Annotated in this window: 12 protein-coding genes; 7 read left to right on the plus strand and 5 right to left on the minus strand. The window is 68.6% G+C overall.

Translation table 11 applies throughout. The features are described 5' to 3' along the window. Positions 1-46: 46 nt before the first annotated feature. Both FHR21_RS04180 and FHR21_RS04185 read right to left on the minus strand, forming a co-directional pair. Positions 47-1450 carry a M48 family metalloprotease gene (locus tag FHR21_RS04180; RefSeq protein ID WP_184096449.1) on the minus strand — a complete coding sequence of 468 codons (1404 nt, stop codon included), beginning with the start codon at positions 1448-1450 and terminating at the stop codon, positions 47-49. 324 nt (positions 1451-1774) lie between these two features. Continuing rightward, positions 1775-4480: an Rne/Rng family ribonuclease gene (locus FHR21_RS04185; RefSeq protein ID WP_184095671.1), complete on the minus strand. Its 2706-nt coding sequence runs from the start codon at positions 4478-4480 to the stop codon at positions 1775-1777. An 812-nt stretch (positions 4481-5292) separates the two neighbouring features. Between FHR21_RS04185 and FHR21_RS04190 the strand changes: the two genes are divergently transcribed. Further along, the gene (locus FHR21_RS04190) at positions 5293-6507 is read left to right on the plus strand and encodes an N-acetylmuramoyl-L-alanine amidase (RefSeq protein WP_184095673.1); all 1215 of its coding nucleotides are present in this window, start codon (positions 5293-5295) and stop codon (positions 6505-6507) included. A gap of 231 nt (positions 6508-6738) precedes the next feature. On the opposite strand, the gene arr is transcribed toward FHR21_RS04190, so the two are convergent. Further along, positions 6739-7161, minus strand: coding sequence for an NAD(+)--rifampin ADP-ribosyltransferase (gene arr / locus FHR21_RS04195; RefSeq protein ID WP_184095675.1), 423 nt, complete (start codon positions 7159-7161; stop codon positions 6739-6741). A 149-nt stretch (positions 7162-7310) separates the two neighbouring features. Between arr and FHR21_RS04200 the strand changes: the two genes are divergently transcribed. The 6 genes from FHR21_RS04200 to FHR21_RS04225 all read left to right on the plus strand — a co-directional run bounded on the left by FHR21_RS04200 (position 7311) and on the right by FHR21_RS04225 (position 14989). Further along, on the plus strand, positions 7311-8564 hold the full coding sequence (locus FHR21_RS04200) for a D-arabinono-1,4-lactone oxidase (RefSeq protein ID WP_184095677.1): 1254 nt from the start codon (positions 7311-7313) through the stop codon (positions 8562-8564). Continuing rightward, positions 8561-9706 carry a DSD1 family PLP-dependent enzyme gene (locus FHR21_RS04205; protein WP_184095679.1) on the plus strand — a complete coding sequence of 382 codons (1146 nt, stop codon included), beginning with the start codon at positions 8561-8563 and terminating at the stop codon, positions 9704-9706. The genes FHR21_RS04200 and FHR21_RS04205 overlap by 4 nt, the downstream gene beginning before the upstream one ends. Then, entirely contained in the window at positions 9703-10365 is a 663-nt protein-coding gene (locus FHR21_RS04210; protein ID WP_338113058.1) for a TetR/AcrR family transcriptional regulator, read from the plus strand. Before FHR21_RS04205 ends, FHR21_RS04210 begins: the two co-directional genes overlap by 4 nt. Before the next feature lie 180 nt (positions 10366-10545). Continuing rightward, complete coding sequence (locus tag FHR21_RS04215) at positions 10546-13059, plus strand: penicillin-binding protein 1A (RefSeq protein ID WP_184095680.1); 2514 nt, start codon at positions 10546-10548, stop codon at positions 13057-13059. 83 nt (positions 13060-13142) lie between these two features. Next, complete coding sequence (prfB, locus tag FHR21_RS04220) at positions 13143-14270, plus strand: peptide chain release factor 2 (RefSeq protein ID WP_184095682.1); 1128 nt, start codon at positions 13143-13145, stop codon at positions 14268-14270. Beyond that, positions 14270-14989 (plus strand): class I SAM-dependent methyltransferase, encoded by a 720-nt coding sequence (locus tag FHR21_RS04225; RefSeq protein ID WP_184095684.1) that lies wholly within the window; start codon positions 14270-14272, stop codon positions 14987-14989. The genes prfB and FHR21_RS04225 overlap by 1 nt, the downstream gene beginning before the upstream one ends. On the opposite strand, the gene FHR21_RS04230 is transcribed toward FHR21_RS04225, so the two are convergent. Continuing rightward, positions 14986-15351, minus strand: coding sequence for a DsrE family protein (locus FHR21_RS04230; protein WP_184095686.1), 366 nt, complete (start codon positions 15349-15351; stop codon positions 14986-14988). The genes FHR21_RS04225 and FHR21_RS04230 overlap by 4 nt on opposite strands. Further along, positions 15339-16088, minus strand: a complete 750-nt coding sequence (locus FHR21_RS04235; protein ID WP_184095688.1) for a HesA/MoeB/ThiF family protein — start codon at positions 16086-16088, stop codon at positions 15339-15341. The genes FHR21_RS04230 and FHR21_RS04235 overlap by 13 nt, the downstream gene beginning before the upstream one ends. Positions 16089-16146 lie beyond the last annotated feature (58 nt).

A 16146-nucleotide genomic window follows, 5' to 3' on the forward strand; every position in this document is an offset into this window, starting at 1 on the left:
GGATCGCGGTGCGTCCCGCCCGGGTCCTGACCTTCGTCGCGCGAATCTAACGCCGTTTGCGTCCGCGTTCCACCTCGGCGCGCGCGACCAGCGAAATATCCTGTGCCCGAATCCAGTCGGGGGTACCTTCGGGAAGCCCCTGCATCGCGACCTCGGCATTACGCAGCGCCAGCCCCGCCTGTCCACCCTCGAGGCTGTAGCGCTCCGCCGAGGCGAGCGCCGCCCGCGCCTGATCGCCGCGCGCCGCATAGACGATGCCGAGCTGATACCAGGCAAAGGGATTTTCATTGTCGAGCGCGACCGCGGTTTTCAGCACCTCTTCCGCTTCGGGATAATGGGCGGGGTCCTCGGTCGCGATCAGCGCATGGCCCAGCGTCGCGGCGATCAGCGGCGCCGAATGCGACTTGGCGACCGCTTCGCGCAGCGGCGGGATCGCATCCTTCGGCCGCCCCGATTCGAGCAGCACCTGGCCTTCGAGCTCCAGGAAATAGGGGTCGTCGGGGTCGGTTTTCAGCAGCGCCGTGACCTCGTCCAGCGCCTTTTGCGGATAGCCGCCCTTGTGCCAGGCATAGGCGCGCGCATAATGCGCCGGGACGCTCTGGTCGCTTTCGGGATAAAGGCGCAGCGTCCTCGTCGGCTCGGCGATATAGCCGACCAGCTTCGCCTTGACGCGCTGAAAGCGTTTTTCGATGGCCGGGTCGTTCGGCTTGTTCCACGCCGGGTCGACGACATAGACCTCGCGCAGTGCCTGGATGCGGTCGCCCGACAGCGGGTGGGTGCGGCCATAGGTCGCATCGTCGTCCTGGCTCACCGCATAGCGGAATTCCAGATTCTGGAGCTTCTTGAAAAAGTCCAGGCTGCCGCGCCCGCTGATCCCCGCCTTCGACAGATATTGCGCGCCAGCGGCGTCGGCGGTCGCTTCCTGCACGCGGGTAAAGGCCAGGAACTTGCCGAGCGCGGCCTGCTGACCGGCCATCATCACGCCCATGCCGGCTTCGCCGCCGCCCGCCGCCATCGCCGCGGCGCCGAGCAGCAGGCTGAGCAGCGAGATGCTGGTCGCGGCCTTCGCGCCCTCGTTCACGCGGATCGCGTGGCCGCCCATGATATGGCCCAGCTCGTGCGCGAGCACGCCCTGCACCTCGTTGGCGCTGTCGGCCGCCTCGATCAGCCCGCTGTGGACATAGATGTCCTGGCTGCCGGCGACGAAGGCGTTGATGCTGCGATCGCTGAGCAGATGGACGCGCACCTGACCCGCGCGCATCCCGGCGGCGACGGTCAGCGGGTCCATCATGTCCTGCAGCAGTGCCTCGGTCTCGGCATCGCGCAGGATCGATTGCGCCATCGCCGGTCGGGCCGCGACGGCGAACAGGACGAGCAGGCTCAGCAGGATACGGGAGAGGACACGCAGGCCCGGCCCGCGGAATGCGGCCTGCTGGGGGGAAGCGGTCATCGCCGCCTGTCTTGCGCCGGGCGCCTGAACCTCGAATGAAGCCATGACGCGATTATCGGGGGCCGCGCGCGCCGACGCAAGGCGCGAGATGCGATTTAGGCTCGCTACCCGTCAAATCCCGACCGCCTCGTCCCGCTTTCGCGGGAACAGGCGGTTTCTTATCCGGACGGTGAGTCGGAAATCCAATCCGTTCGCCCCGAGCTTGTCGAAGGGCCGCTCTTTCTTTCAGCCATCGCAAAAGAAGACCAGCGCTTCGACAAGCTCAGCACGAACGGGTTTGGGCGACGCCGCTACCGCGTGACGCTTCCCAAAGAGGCGGTCGGCTCAATTTCCGAAGGTGCGCTGCCACCAGCCGCGCCGCGCGTCGCCCGCCGCGCCTTCACCTTCGTCGCCATCCGCCGCAACCGGCTCGGGCGCGCGTTCGGCGGCAGGTTCGGCGGCAGGTTCGGGGGCCGCTTCGACCGGCGCTTCGGCGGGCGCCTCGGCTTCGGCCACGGCCTTCTTGCTGCGGCTCGCGCGCTTGCGCGGCGCGGGCTTCGCCTCGGGCTCGGCCGGCGTGGATTCGGCCGTCTCGACGGGCGGAGCCGCTGCCTCGGCGGCGGGCGCCGCTTCGGCCTCGGCCGCCGCGGCCTTGGTCTTGCGCGGGGCGCGCTTGCGCTTGGGCTTCTCCTCGGCGGCAGGCGCGTCTTCGGCTACCGCTTCGACGACTGCCGGCTCGGCGGGGGCTTCCGCCTCGGCATCGTCCGCCGCAGGGGCTTCCGCCTCGGCATCGTCCGCCGCAGGGGCTTCCGCCTCGGCATCGGCCTTCTTCCGGCGTCCGCCGCGGCGGCGCTTGGGCTTCGCTTCCGCGTCGTCGGTTTCCGCATCGGCGGTCACCGGCTCGGGTTCGGCGGGCGCTTCCGGGGCGCCGGCGTCGTCCGCCTCGACGGCTTCGGCCGCCCCGTCCTCGTTGCCGGCCTCGCCGGTCTCGGCGCCCGTCTCCTCCTCGTCGCGGCGGCCGCGGCGGCCGCGGCGGCGCCGGCGGCGGCGCTTGCGGCCCTCGCTATCGCCCTCGCCTTCGCCTTCGTCGCGTTCGCGGCGGGCGGGGCGCTCTTCCTCTTCGTCTTCCTCGTCTTCGGCCTCGTCGACGATATCCTCGTCGTCGTCATCCTCGATCGGGGCGATCGGGGCGAAGCTGCGGCGCTGCGCCGGCGGCGGGCCGCCGACCTCGACCGCCATGCGCGCGCCCTCGGTCTCGCCGTCGGGCAATATCTCGACGCTGACGCCGTAGAGCTCCTCGATCTCGCGCAGTTCGCGGCGCTTTTCGTTGAGCAGATAGAAGGTCGCCTCCTGGCTCGCGCGCAGGATGATCTTGCTGCCCTTGCCGCGCGCCGCTTCCTCTTCGATCAGGCGCAGCGCCGACAGGCCCGCCGACGATGCGGTGCGGACGAGCCCGGTGCCCTCGCAATGCGGGCAGGGGCGGGTCGATGCCTCGAGCACGCCGGTGCGCAGCCGCTGGCGGCTCATCTCCATCAGCCCAAAGCCGGAGATGCGGCCGATCTGGATGCGCGCGCGGTCGTTCTTCAGCGCCTCCTTCATCGCGCGCTCGACCTTGCGGACGTTCGAGCCGTGATCCATATCGATGAAGTCGATCACGATCAGCCCCGCCATGTCGCGTAGGCGAAGCTGGCGCGCGATCTCGTGCGCGGCTTCCAGGTTGGTGTTGAGCGCGGTCTGCTCGATATTATGCTCGCGCGTCGAGCGGCCCGAGTTGATGTCGATCGACACCAGCGCCTCGGTCGGGTTGATGACCAGATAGCCGCCGGACTTGAGCTGCACCACGGGGTTCAGCATCCCCGCGAGCTGGTCCTCGACGCCGTAGCGCTGATAGAGCGAGACCGGGTCGGCATATTGCTTCACCCGCCGCGCATGGCTGGGCATCAGCAGTTTCATGAACTGCTTGGCGGCCTTGTAGCCCTCGTCGCCCTCGACGAGCACTTCCTCGATATCCTTGTGATAGATGTCGCGGATCGCGCGCTTGACGAGGTCGCTGTCCGAATGGATCAGCGCCGGCGCGCTCGACCCCAGCGTCTTTTCGCGAATCTCGTCCCACAGCCGGGCCAGATAGTCGAAGTCGCGCTTGATCTCGGTCTTGGTGCGGCTCATCCCCGCGGTGCGGACGATGCAGCCCATCGTCGGCGGCAGGTTCAGCTCGTCGATCATCGCCTTCAGCTTGCGGCGGTCGGCGCCGTTCGAAATCTTGCGGCTGATCCCGCCGCCGTGCATCGTGTTCGGCATCAGCACGCAATAGCGGCCGGCGAGCGACAGATAGGTGGTCAGCGCCGCGCCTTTGTTGCCGCGCTCTTCCTTGACGACCTGGACCAGCATCACCTGGCGGCGGCGGATGACGTCCTGAATCTTGTAGCGGCGGCGCAGCGACATGCGGCTTTCGCCGTCCTCGTCGTCGGTCCGGCGCCCGCGGCCGCGGCCTTTGCGTCCGTTCCGGCCGCGCCCGCGGCCCCGGCGGTCGCCGCGATCGTCCTTGCTGTCCGCGGCGCCCTCTTCGCCTTCGGCCTCGCCCCCCTCGGTCTCGTCGTCGTCGGCGTCCGCAGCGTCGGCGTCGCCGGCCTCCTCGTCGCCCTCTTCGCCGACCGTCACCGGCGCGGGAGCGTCGCCATTCTCGTCCTCATGGCCCTCGACCTCGGCGACGTCGCCTTCCAGCTCGTCCAGGTCTTCCTCGGCGCGCATCGCCGCCTCGGCGGCATGCTCGGCCTCTTCGCGCAGCAACGCGTCGCGGTCTTCCTTCGGAATCTGGTAATAATCGGGATGGATTTCGCTGAAGGCCAGGAATCCGTGGCGATTGCCGCCATATTCGACGAACGCCGCCTGCAGCGACGGTTCGACGCGGGTCACCTTGGCCAGATAGATATTGCCCTTGAGCTGCTTGTGCTCGGCGGACTCGAAATCAAACTCCTCGATGCGGTTTCCCTTGGTGACGGCGACCCGGGTCTCTTCCCGGTGCCGCGCGTCGATCAACATGCGCGTGGTCATTATTATCACTCCAGGCGCGCCGCGGCGCGCCAAACAAAAAGGCCGCAGGCGCCCGGAACGGACGGCGGCGGTCGATAGGGTTCGGATGAAAGAAAACGTTATTGCCGCCTGCGGCCCGCGTCCGGTCCTGGACGCGCATGCGGTCTTCCCGGCCACGCGCGGCGGATGCAGCGGCATCCGTGTCGTGGAGAGAAGAGGGCATGGCAAGCCTCATGCGGCATCAACCTGGTTCGGGACGGCCGGCTGGCGGAGCGCGCCGGAAAGGGACTGCGACCGCCGCCCGGTCGTCCGGGTGGACTGGCGGCCTGTCCCTCCGTCTCGTCCGGCACCGGGGCGCACGATCCGCGATTCGCGGGACCGGGCCTTCCCCTCGCAAGGCCGGACGGCAGGGCGGGATGCCGTCAATGGTCGCGGTGCTAGCATCGGCGGGGACCGACGGCAACCTCAACCACGGTATTAAGATGGGGTAGGGAGCGGTGTGTTGCAATAATACCCGGTGGCGCCTCGGTTTGGATTTGGACGGCACCATTGCCTGTCTCGTCACCCCGGATCACGCCCGGAGTGACGAAGGAAAAAAAGTCCGCCTCGGTTTTCGAACGGCGTCACCGCCTGAATATCCATCGCGCGCCCCTTGCGTCGCGGCTCCCTCTATCGTGCTGAATCGCCTGTTAACCTTGCTGGTTGACGCGGGTTTGACGCGCGATGGCTAACGACGGGTTCATCCTTTTCGCCGGCCCGGGACGCGACTTTTGCCTCTGCCCTCTTCGAATAAGCGCTGGACCAGCCCGACCCGGGGGCGGCATAACCGCGTCATGGGCCTGTTCCTCCTGCTCGTCGCGACGATCCTGACCGCGCCCGCCGCCCTTGCGGGCGCGATCGGCGCGGTCGAGGTGGGCGAGGGCGAGGTGACGGTCCGCTTCGACGGGCTCGTCGCCGGCGCCTCGGCCTTCCTCCTCGCCGGCCCGGACCGCATCGCGCTCGACATCGCCGGGGCGCAGGCGGGGCGCGGCGCCGACGGTGCCGGCCTCGTCCGCGCGGTGCGCCAGGGGCAGCAGGGCCCCGATATCGCGCGCGTCGTGCTCGACCTCGCGCGGCCCGCGCTGCTGTCGGACCCGCGTTTCGCCGCCGACGGGCGCAGCCTGTCCTTTCGCCTGCGTCCGGTGTCGGCCGACGAATTCGCGCGCGCCGCCCGCGCGCCGCGGACCGAGTGGCAGCCGCCCGCCGGCTATCGCGCCCGCCCGCCGCAGAAACGCTACAGCGTCACCGTCCCGATCGGCCGGCCGAAGCCCGCGCTGCCGCTGCCGAAGATCGAGGGGCCGGACAACGGCCGCCTGCCGCTCGTCGTGATCGATGCGGGTCATGGCGGCCACGACCCCGGCGCCATTTCGCCGCACAGCGGCCGCCGTGAAAAGGACATCACCCTCGCGCTGGCGAAGGCGGTGCGCGACCAACTCGTCGCCGGCGGCCGCGTCCGCGTCGCGCTGACCCGCGCCGACGACCGTTTTCTGGTGCTCGAGGAACGCTACGGTATCGCGCGTCGGCTGAAGGCCGATCTCTTCATCTCGATCCACGCCGATTCGGCGGAGAATGAGGAGGCGCGCGGCGCGTCCATCTATACGCTGTCGGAGGTCGCGTCGGACCGCGAGGCCGCGAAGCTCGCGGCGCGCGAGAACAAGGCGAACATCATCAACGGCGTCGATCTCGGCGCCCACAGCGGCGACGTCTCGTCGATCCTGCTCGACCTGACCCAGCGCGAGACGATGAACGTCGCCTCCGACTTCGCCCGCCTGCTCCAGCGCGAGGCGGGCGACCAGGTGCATTTCCGCACCGACGCCCACCGCTTCGCTTCCTTCGTCGTGCTGAAAGCGCCCGACACCCCGTCGATCCTGTTCGAAACCGGCTTCATCTCGAACAGGGATGACGCCGATTTCCTCGCCTCGAAAGCGGGGCAACAGACGATCGCGCGCGGCATCCGCGACGCGGTGCAGATCCACTTCGCCCGCCAGATCGCCGCGGTCGCGCGCTGAGGTCCGGCGACGGCTTCGGGTGAACGCTCGAAGATGGGGCTGATCCCCCCTCCCGCAAGCGGGAGGGGAGAAGACCCGTCGCTTTCCCATCAAAGCCACATCTGAAATATAGTCTTGCCTAACTTTCTTCCCGCCGCCAGCTTCCGCCCCTCGGCAGCAGGAGGACGGGCATGGGCCGGAGCAACAGGCCGGGCAGCGTCACTGCACCGGTATCGGTCGCCCGACCGCGCATCAATTGATGATCTCGCCTCTTTCGTCCGAGCGCAATGCGGTCAGTCGTTCTCTCCACAATTGTAGTGCTTCCGGCGTCAATCTGACCCAATGCTGGATTTCGCCAATGACCTTGAGCGGTGCGCTGCTGCGATAAGACCGAGTAGGATTACCGGGAAATTTCTTATCGGTCACGTTCGGGTCGTTCTCGAATGTCCCGGTCGGTTCTACGACATAAACACGCGGGACTGCGCCGCCTCCGGTGAGTTCCCCCGCGATTTCAGCGGCAAGCCCGGCCCCGTCTGCGCTGGCGGTGAAGTAGATGTGGTTCATCACCACGTCAGGACGATAGTTCGACCGATATCCTGCGGTGAGGAAATCGCCCACGCGCAAATCCGCGATTGTGCCGTGAAAGAACGGTCCCTCGTCCAGCACCTCGGTCATCGTCATCGTCCTATCTTGTTGAGTCTGTTTGTAGTCCGTCAGCCAAGCGGTGCCAACGTCCGGCTTCGGCCGTTCGCGGGCACCTAAATATAGTCTTGACTAACTTTCTTTCCGCCGCCAGCTTCCGCCCCGGCAGCAGGGGGACGGGCATGGGCTGGAGCAACTGGTCGGGCAGCGTCACTGCACCGGTATCGGTCGCCCGCCCGCGCGACGAGGGCGAACTCGCCGCGCTCGTCCGCGAGGCGAAGAAGGTCCGCGCCGTCGGGGCCGGGCACAGCTTCATGCCGCTCTGCGCGTCGGACGAGCGGATCGTCAGCCTCGCCGACATGACGGGCATGCTGACCGTCGCCCCCGACCGCAAGACCGCGCGCATCCCCGCCGGATGGAGCATCAGGCGGCTGACCGCGGCGCTGTGGGCACAGGGGCTCGCGCTCGCCAATCAGGGCGACGTCGATCCGCAGTCGCTCGCCGGCGCGATGGCGACCGGGACACACGGCACCGGCGCCGCGCTCGGCTCGCTCGCCACCTTCGCGCGCGGCTTTCGCCTGATCGGCGCCGATGGCGAGGCGCGCTGGTGCGACGCGGCGACGAACCCGGACCTGTATCGGGCGCAGCGGCTCTCGCTCGGCCTGTTCGGCATCGCAACCGAGATCGAGTGCGCGGTGGTCCCCGCCTTCCACCTCGCCGAGCGGATCGAAAAGCGCCGCTGGGCCGAGGTGCGCGAACGCTATGACGAGCTGGCGGATCGACACCGCCACATCGAATTCTGGATCTTTCCGCATGCCGACACGGTGATCCTCAAGACGCTGACGCCCTGCGACCCCTGCGATCCGCCCGCCTCGACCACCGATATCGAGGAAACCGCCTTTCGCCGCCTGCTCGACGTCGGGGCGAAGCTGCCGTTCCTCACTCCCTTTCTCCAGCGCCTGATGATGAAGACGCGCTTCGATGGCGCCCGCCGCGGTCCCGCCCACGCCATCTTCCCCTCCGACCGCACGATCCGTTTCGAGGAGATGGAATATGAAGTGCCGCGCGCCGCCGGCCTCGCCGCGCTCGACGCGGCGATCGGCTGGATCGGGAAAGGGCGGCTGCCCGTCGCCTTTCCGTTCGAATATCGCACCGTCGCCGCCGACGATATCTGGATCAGCCCGATGAACGCCGGCCCGGTCGCCGCGATCTCGATGCACCAATATGCGAAGATGCCGTGGGCGGGTCATTTCGCGGGTGCCGAGGCGATCTTCCGTGCCCATGGCGGCCGCCCGCACTGGGCCAAGCGTCACACGCTGACCCGCGCCGACGTCGATGCCCTCTATCCGATGGCCGAGCGCTATCGCATGGTGCGCCGCGCCGCCGACCCGGCGGGCAAATTCCTCAACCCCCATCTGGAGGCGCTGTTTTCATGAGCGACGATCTGACGCTGCACGCCCATCTGATCGGCCGCCAGGGTTCGCGCGCCGACCTCAACACGCCGGTGCTGGTGCTCGACCGGGACGCGCTCGACCGCAATATCGCGGCGATGGCGGCGCTTGCCGCCGCGCACGGCGTCGCGCTCCGCCCGCACGCCAAGACGCACAAGAGCGTCGATATCGCCCGCCGCCAGATCGCCGCCGGCGCCCGCGGCATCTGCTGCGCCAAGATCGGCGAGGCGGAGGTGATGGCGGACGGCGGCGTCGCGGGCATCCTCATCACCTCGCCGGTCGCCGCGCCGCGCGCGATCGAGCGTCTCGCCGCGCTCGCGGTGCGGACCGAGGGGCTGATGGCGGTGGTCGACCATCCGGCGGTCGCCGACCGCACCGCCGCCGCGCTCGCCGCCGCGGGTGCCACCCTCGACGTCGCCATCGACATCGACCCCGGCATCGCGCGCACCGGCGTCGCCTCGGCCGACAAGGCGGTCGAGTTGGCGCGGACCATCGCCGGCCTGCCGGCGCTGCGCTATCGCGGCGTCCAATATTATTGCGGGTCGCAACAGCATATCGAGGATTATGCCGAGCGCCGCGCCGCGATCGTCGAGCGCACCCACTATCTGCAAAGCGTGATCGCCGCGCTGGCCGACGCCGGCTTCGCGCCCGATATCGTCACCGGATCGGGCACCGGCACCCACCGCATCGACATGGACCTCGGCGTTTTCACCGAGTTGCAGGCGGGCAGCTATGTCTTCATGGACAAGCAGTATCTGGACTGCGACCTCACCGGCGACGGCAGCGTCCCGTTCGAGGTCGCGCTCGGCGTCGACGCGCGCGTCGTCAGCGCCAATCATGCGGGGCTGGCGACGATCGACGCCGGCTTCAAGTCGCTGTCGACCGACGGCGGCGTCGCGGTCGTGCGGCGCGGCGCGCCCGAAAGCGCCTTCTTTGCCTTCATGGGCGACGAACATGCGGCGCTGATCGCGCCCGGCATCGGCGACGCGCTCGCCCCCGGCGACCCGGTGACGCTGACCGTCCCGCACTGCGACCCGACGGTCAATCTCTACGACCATATCCATGTCGTCGACGGCGATACGCTGGTCGCGATCTGGCCGGTCGGCGCGCGCGGCCGCGCGCGGTGAAGCCGCCGCCGAAGCAGGCGCGCGCCGCGGCGACCCGCGAACGCCTGCTCGACGTCGCGGGCGCCCTGCTCGCCGAAGTCGGCGTGGAGCGCATCTCGACCAACTTGATCGCGGCGCGCGCCGGGGTCAGCCCGCCCGCGCTCTACCGCTATTTCGCCGACAAATATGCGGTGCTCGCGGCGCTGGGCGCGCGGCTGATGGTGCGGCAGAATGCGGTGCTCGACGCCTGGATCGCGGCGCGCGCGCCGGGCGGGATCGCGGCGATGGCCGATCATATCGGCGACCTGCTCGCCGATACCGCCGCGGTCACCCGGTCCGAACCCGGCGCGGTGTGGATATTGCGCGCGCTCCACGCCAGCCCGGCGCTCGTCCCGGTGCGGCTCGAATCGCACCGCGCGGTGACCGACCGCCTCGCCGCCGCCTGCGCGCCGCACCTGCCCGGCGTCGACCCCGCCTGGCTCTGGCGCCGCCTCCGCATCGCGGTCGAGCTCGGCTTCGCCGCCGACGAGATGCTCTATGAAGAGGATCGCCTCGCCCCCGACGCGGCGCTCGCCGACGTCGCCGCGATGCTGCGCGTCGCGATGCGCGACCTGGCGGCAGGGTCCGATGCCCATCCGCACCATCGGCAGCACGCCGTCCTCCCCGGCGGCAAAGGATAAAAAGTGTTTAAAAACAATGTAATAAACATAAAATAAGCGCCTGTCCGCGCGCCCCGATCCTTCATGATACCGGTCACGTTGCGCGGCACTTTCGCCAACATCCGGTCAATTGCGCCGCGGAACCGCCCCACCGCAACCCCGCTTCCCTTCAAGCGAAACAGGCTTTAGGAGGCGAGCTCTATGGTCGCCGACACCTCTTCCCATTTCCGCTACCGCCTGCGCCGCGACGGCAATGCCGTCGCCGGCTGGTTTCGCGGCATGTGGACGCGCCGCTGGTTCCGCTGGCTTTCCTATGCCGCCATCGCGGGCCTGCTCGGGCTCGCGCTGATCTGGGTGATCTTCGCGCGCGACCTGCCCTCGGTCGACCAGCTTCGCGACTATGAACCGCCGCTGCCGACCATGGTGCGCGACGGAGAGGGCAAGCCGGTCCACAGCTATGCCCGCGAACGCCGCGTCCAGCTCGACTACAGCGAATATCCGCCCCTCCTCGTGCGCGCCTTTCTCGCGGCAGAGGACCGCACCTTCTTTCAGCACGGCGGTATCGACTATCCCGGCATCGTGACCGCGATCATCACCAATCTGAAGAATGACGGCCGTCCGATCGGCGCCTCGACGATCACCCAGCAGGTGGCGAAGAATCTGCTCCTCACCAACGAGGTCAGCTATACCCGCAAGATCCGCGAGGCGATCCTCGCCACGCGGATCGAGGCGGCGCTGAGCAAGGAGCAGATCCTCGAACTCTATCTCAACGAAATCCCGCTCGGCCGGCGCAGCTTCGGGGTTCAGGCGGCGAGCCGCGCCTATTTCGACAAGGATGTCGACCAGCTCGCGCTCCACGAAATGGCCTTCCTCGCCATCCTGCCCAAGGCGCCCGAAACCTATGGCCGCGCCAAGAATGCGGAGAAGGCGCTCGCACGGCGCAATTTCGTGCTGAACGAAATGCATCGCAACGGCTGGATCACCGCCGCGCAGCGCGACGCCGCGCAGGCGCAGCCGCTCGGCCTGACCAACGCCGGCTATCGCGCGGTGGCGCAGGTCGGCGGCTATTATATGGAAGAGGTGCGGCGCAAGCTGATCGAGCAGTTCGGCGAGACCGCCGAGGACGGGCCGCACAGCGTCTATGCGGGCGGCCTGTGGGTGCGCACCGCCTATGACGACCGGATGCAGCAGGCGATGGCAAAGGCGCTGCGCGCCGGCTTCATCCGCTACGACGCCGGCAAGGGCTGGTCGGGGCCGATCGCGACGATCGAGGCCGACGACAAATGGCAAAGCCGCCTCGCGTCGAGCTTCATGGGCATCGATTACGAGGATTGGCGCGTCGCCGCCGTGCTGTCGAAGTCGGGCAGCGAAGCGCGCATCGGCTTCGCCGACGGCGACACGGGACGCCTGCCCGCGAGCGCCGCGCAGATGGCCTATCGCAAGCGCGGGACGAGCGCCTTCGTCGCGATGAAGCCCGGCGACCTGATCGCGGTCAAGCCCAGCGGCAACGGCGTTTACGCGCTGCGCAACATTCCCGAAGTGTCGGGCGGCATGGTCGTCGAAAGCCCGCATTCGGGCCGCATCTATGCGATGCAGGGCGGCTTCGACGTCCGCCTGTCGTCGTTCAACCGCGCGACCCAGGCCGAACGCCAGCCGGGCTCGACGATCAAGCCCTTCGTCTATGCGACCGCGCTCGACAATGGCATGACGCCCGCGACGCTCGTCGTCGATGGGCCGTTCTGCGTCTATCAGGGCGCCAATCTGGGCAATAAATGCTTCCGCAACTTCGGCGGCGCGGGCGGCGCGGGCGAGCATACGATCCGCTGGGGCCTCGAACAGTCGCGCAACCTGATGACGGTCCGCACCGCCAGCCAGGTCGGCATGGAACCGATCGTCGAAACCATCAAGCGGATGGGCATCGGCACCCACGAACCCTATCTTTCGACCGCGCTCGGCGCCGGCACGACGACGGTCGAAAAAATGGTCAACGCCTTTTCGATGCTCGCCAGTCATGGTCGCGCGCTGACCCCGCATCTGATCGACTATGTCCAGGATCGCCGCGGCCAGGTGATCTTTCCGAAGAACTGGCGCCCGTGCGAGGGCTGCAACAAGCCCGACTGGGACGGCCGGCCGATGCCGCGCTTCGCTCCCTCGGGCAAACAGCTCATGGACCCGCTGACCGCCTATCAGGTCGTCCACATGCTCGAAGGCGTCGTCCAGCGCGGCACCGCGCAGCGGCTGCGCGACCTCGGCGTGCCGATGTTCGGCAAGACAGGGACGACGACGGGACCGAAGGACGTGTGGTTCATCGGCGGCACCGCCGACGTCGTCGCGGGCCTTTATCTCGGCTTCGACCAGCCGCGCAACATGGGCGGCTATGCGCAGGGCGGCAGTCTCGCCGCGCCGATCTACAAGCAATTCTTCCTCGATGCGCTTGCCGACCGCCAGCCGGTGCCCTTCACCGCGCCGAAGAATATCCGCATGGTCCGCATCGATCGTCGCACCGGCCGCCGCGTCTATGGAAGCTGGCCGGGCAGCGATCCGAAGGCGGCGATCATCTGGGAAGCCTTCAAGCCCGAAAGCGAGCCGAAACGCACGATTCGCGAGGAAGAGATCAAGCCGTCGAAACCCGCGGAACAGCCCGACGCACCCGTCGAGCAGAGCGGGCGGCGCAGCGACGCCGACTTCCTCGACGACCGCGGCGGCATCATCTGACGGGCCAGGCGGTGGGCGCGCGGGGCTTTTCCTCTGCCGCGCCAACCTCTAAGGCCGGACCCACTTGATTCAGGAGCAAGGACATGCGCGCCGAAGCGCAGGACCATATCGACACGATCAATGCCGCCCTCGCGCTTGTACGCCGCTTTCTCGACTGGGACCGCGCGCTGCGCCGGCTCGACGAGCTCAATGCGAAGGTCGAGGACCCGACGCTGTGGGACAATCCCAAGGCGGCGCAGGAGGTGATGCGCGAGCGTCGCCGCCTCGACGAGGCGGTGACCGCGACGCGCGCGATCGAGAAAGAGCGCGACGACACCGCCGAACTGATCGAGCTGGCCGAGATGGAGGGCGACGAAGCGCTCGTCGACGACGCGGTCGCCAGCCTCGCGGTGCTCGCCGCGCGGGCCGAGGAAGACAAGGTCCGGGCGCTCCTCGCGGGCGAGGCCGACGCTAACGACTGCTATATCGAGGTGCATGCCGGCGCCGGCGGCACAGAGAGCCAGGACTGGGCCGAAATGCTCCAGCGCATGTACATGCGCTGGGCCGAACAGCGCGGGATGAAGGTCGAACTCGTCGAATATCAGGCGGGCGAGCAGGCGGGCATCAAGTCGGCGACGATGCTGGTCAAGGGCGAGAACGCCTATGGCTACGCCAAGACCGAAAGCGGGGTCCACCGCCTCGTCCGCATCTCGCCCTACGACAGCTCGGCGCGGCGCCACACCAGCTTCTCGTCGGTGTGGGTCTATCCGGTGATCGACGACGATATCCAGATCGACATCAACGAGGGCGACCTCAAGATCGACACCTATCGCGCCTCGGGCGCGGGCGGGCAGCACGTCAACACGACCGATTCGGCGGTGCGCATCACCCACATGCCGACCGGCATCGTCGTCGCCAGCCAGAACGACCGTTCGCAGCACAAGAACCGCGCGACCGCGATGGGGATGCTCAAGGCGCGGCTCTACGAAGCCGAACTGCAGAAGCGCGAGGCGGAGGCGTCGGGCGAATATCAGGCGAAGACCGAGATCGGCTGGGGCCACCAGATCCGTTCCTATGTCCTCCAGCCCTATCAGCTCGTGAAGGATCTGCGCACCGGCGTCACCTCGACCGCACCCGGCGACGTCCTCGACGGCGCGCTCGACCCCTTCATGGCGGCGGCGCTGTCGCAGAAGGTGACCGGCGAAAAGGTCGAGGTGGAGGACATCGACTGATGCTTCGCGCGTCGATCGCCGCCCTGGCGCTGCTGCCCCTGCTCGGCGGCTGTGACGCACCCTGGAGCGACGCCGGCGATCGGGCCGAAACCGCGCGCGAATTTCCCGCCGCCGACCGGCCGGTCGCCCCGATCGTCTCGACCAAATGGTCGACCGAGGAAGCCCGTGACCGCGTCAACGAGGCCGACGACGTCATGAACTCCGCCGACGTTCGCGCGGGCATGACCGTCGCCGACATCGGCGCCGGCGACGGCTATTACACCGTTCGCCTCGCCGCCCGCGTCGGCGCGGGCGGGCGTGTTCTTGCACAGGACATCCAGCCCGAGGTGATCGAGCGCCTCGCCGACCGCATCGCGCGCGAACGGCTCGACAATGTCTCGCTGAAACTGGGGGCGGTCGACGATCCGCGGCTCCCCGAAAACAGCTTCGACCGCGTCTTCATGGTCCATATGTATCACGAGATCGGCGAGCCCTACGCCTTTCTGTGGCGGTTGCGCCCGGCGCTGCGCCGGGACGGGCAGGTCATCGTCGTCGACGGCGACCGCCCGATCGCGCAGCATGGCACGCCCTTTCGCCTGCTCGTCTGCGAATTTCAGGCGGTGGGTTATAAATTGCTGTCTTACGACGACAAGCAGACCGCGGGCGGCTATCTCGCGCGCTTCGTTCCCGCGGGCAGGCGCCCGCAGCCGGCCGATATCAGGGTCTGCCGGAATCCCTAATAGACGAGCAACCGGTCGTCGGGACCGATATCGGCGAACAGTCCGACCAGACCGCCCGCCCGCGCCTGCGGCGCCATCGCATCGGCGGTGAGGCCGGTGAGCGCCAGCCCCGACTGGCAGGCGATCAGTTCGACATCCATCGCGGCCGCTTCCTCGATCATCTGCGCCAGGTCGGGCAGACCGGCGCCGCGCCGCGCCGCGTCGCCCGCGAAGCCGATCGGCAGGCGCAGCAGCGCGGCCGCCTCGCCTTGCAGGAACAGCCGCGCCCCGTGTCCGAGCGCCGCCGCCGCCATCGCCGCCTCGATCGCGGCATAGAGGCGCGCGCCGTCGGCCGCCGCGACGATGATCGTCAGCCGCCGCAAACGGGGCACTCCGGGTCCGCCGGCACGCCGACCTCGCGCCAGCGCCGGTCGAGCATGTCGATGATCGCGAGCCGGCCCGCGAGCGAGCGGCCCCACCCGGTCAGCGCGCGCACCGCTTCCAGCGCCGCCATCGTTCCGACCATTCCGGCGAGCGCGCCCATCACCCCCGTCTCGGCGCAATTCATCCCTTCGCGCGCCGGATCGTCGCCGACCAGGCAGGCATAGCAGGGGCTGTCCGCGCGCCAGCCCTCGTAGAGCGCGACCTGCCCCTCGAACGCCCCGATTGCGGCGCTGAGCAGCGGGATGCGGAGCGCGACCGCCGCGCGGTTGACCGCCAGCCGGGACGCGAAATTGTCGCAGCCGTCAAGGATCAGGCTCGCGCCGGCCAGCAAGGATTCGGCATTGTCCGCATCGAGATGCGCGATCGTCGGCGCCGTCGCGACATGCGGGTTGATCCGCTGTGCCGCCTTTGCCGCGACCTCTGCCTTTGATGCACCGATATCGGCGTCGGTAAATAGCGGCTGGCGGTGCAGATTGCTGATTTCGACCCGGTCGTCGTCGACGATCGTCAGCGTGCCGACGCCCACCGCGGCGAGATAGGTGATCGCCGGACAGCCGATGCCGCCCGCGCCGATGATCGCGACATGGCTCGCCTTCAGCTTCGCCTGCCCCGCGCCGCCGAACTGCGGCAGCACGATCTGGCGGGCATAGCGGTCGAGTTCGGCGCCGGAGAGCAAGCTAGTCGCCTGGCCGGCGCATCTTCATCGCCGCGAGCGAGCCGACCCCGACGGGCGC

Source organism: Sphingopyxis panaciterrulae, assembly GCF_014199295.1.
Lineage (GTDB): Bacteria > Pseudomonadota > Alphaproteobacteria > Sphingomonadales > Sphingomonadaceae > Sphingopyxis > Sphingopyxis panaciterrulae.